The organism is Ensifer sp. SSB1, assembly GCF_016652895.1.
In the GTDB taxonomy this organism is placed as follows: domain Bacteria; phylum Pseudomonadota; class Alphaproteobacteria; order Rhizobiales; family Rhizobiaceae; genus Ensifer.
Genome location: NZ_JAEPRP010000226.1, coordinates 1 through 1,531 on the forward strand (window position 1 = coordinate 1; position 1,531 = coordinate 1,531).

The following is a 1,531-nucleotide window of genomic DNA, read 5'->3' on the forward strand; positions in this document are numbered from 1 at the left end:
TAATATTCGTCGAGTTCGCCGGGTTTCACTTCAATGGACTGGCCACCGGCAGCAAGTGCCGGGGCCGCTGTAACGGTGGAAATGGTAACCGCGCCGCCGACCGCGGCGGCGCCCGCAACGGCCGCTGCGGCTGTCGAACCGAGCAGCTGGCGCCTGCTGAGGGCGGTTGGGATGGTGGGATCTGACATGTCTATGCTCCTTTGATGATGGCTTCAGGCGGTCTCGCCTGTGACCTCTTCCTTGCCGCCGATCGGCTTGCCCTTGTGGGTAACCACGGTTTTTGTGGACGCCTGTCCCCTCGATGCCGGGGTGGAGAGCGCCATGAATTTCTCTCGCTTCAACCGCACCTGGATCATGTGCGGGCAGCGTTGGTCGTCCTGGTAGAGTTCCTGGCAGTGCATGCAGTAGATGCACTCGTTGACGTTGATCTGCCCTTCCGGATGGATTGACTGCACCGGGCATTCCTTGGCGCAGCGTTGGCAGGGCGAGCCGCATTCGGGCCAGCGCTTCAGCCATTCGAACATGCGGATGCGTCCAGGAATGGCGAGTGCGGCGCCGAGCGGGCAGAGATAGCGGCAGTAGAACCGCTCGATGAAGAGGCCCGCAGCCAGCAGCGTCAAAGCAAAGAGGACGAAGGGCCATTCGCGCGCGAACTTCAGGATGATCGCCGTCTTGAAGGGCTCGATCTCGGCAAAGGTCTCCGCCAGTGCAACCGAATAAAGTGACAGGCCGAACAAGCCGAGGAAGATGATGTATTTCACCGGCCACAGGCGCTCATGCAGGCCCCAGGGCAGCTTGACCTGCGGCACCTTCAGCCATTTGGCAATGCCGTTCGTAAGCTCCTGCAAGGCGCCAAACGGGCAGAGCCAGCCGCAGAACGGGCCGCGTCCCCAAAAGAGCAGTGCCGCCGCCACCGCTGCCCACAGAATGAAGATCAGCGGCGCGGAGAGGAAAAACTCCCAGTGAAAGCCGGTGATCAGCGAATTCACGAAGGTGAGGACATTGACCACCGAAAGTTGCGCATTGGCGTACCAACCCAGCCAGACCAGGGCGAAGAGCAGGTAGCCACGTCGTACCCAACCGAACAGTTTCGGTCGGCTGACCAGCCAGTTCTGGAAGAAGAAGATGGCGGTCAGGACCAGCAGTCCCGCGAAGGTGATGACGATGGAGAGACGGCTCATTTCCCAGATGCTGACCCAGAGCGGCACCTGTTCATCATCAAGCGGACCGGGCTCCGCTGCGGCTTGCGCGGGGGCTGCGAGCGCGGGCTGAACCACCGCTGGAGCGGGCGCCGCCTCGACGATCATGTAGCGCTCGGGCAGCGTGTATCCGAGATCGTAGGGCAGGGTGGCCTTGTCGCGCACACCGGTGCTGCGCTGGACCAGAAGTTGCAGTTCCCACGGCTCGGTGACGTCGAAGGCGAAGCTGTCAGGGATGATGTAGAGGGCGATTTCGCGCAAGCGAGGCGCGCCATCGGCGGCGATCTGCGTCAGCCGCGTGTGGTCGCGGTCGCGAAAACGCAAACCTTGCC

General features: G+C 62.4%; 2 protein-coding genes. Both read right to left on the reverse strand.

What is annotated here, in order from left to right:
- On the reverse strand, positions 1-188 hold a 188-nt coding region (locus I8N66_RS33515; protein ID WP_291163672.1), incomplete at its 3' end, for a hypothetical protein.
- 24 nt (positions 189-212) lie between these two features.
- A partial coding sequence (locus I8N66_RS33520) for a NosR/NirI family protein (protein WP_291163675.1) occupies positions 213-1,531 on the reverse strand: 1,319 nt, incomplete at its 5' end.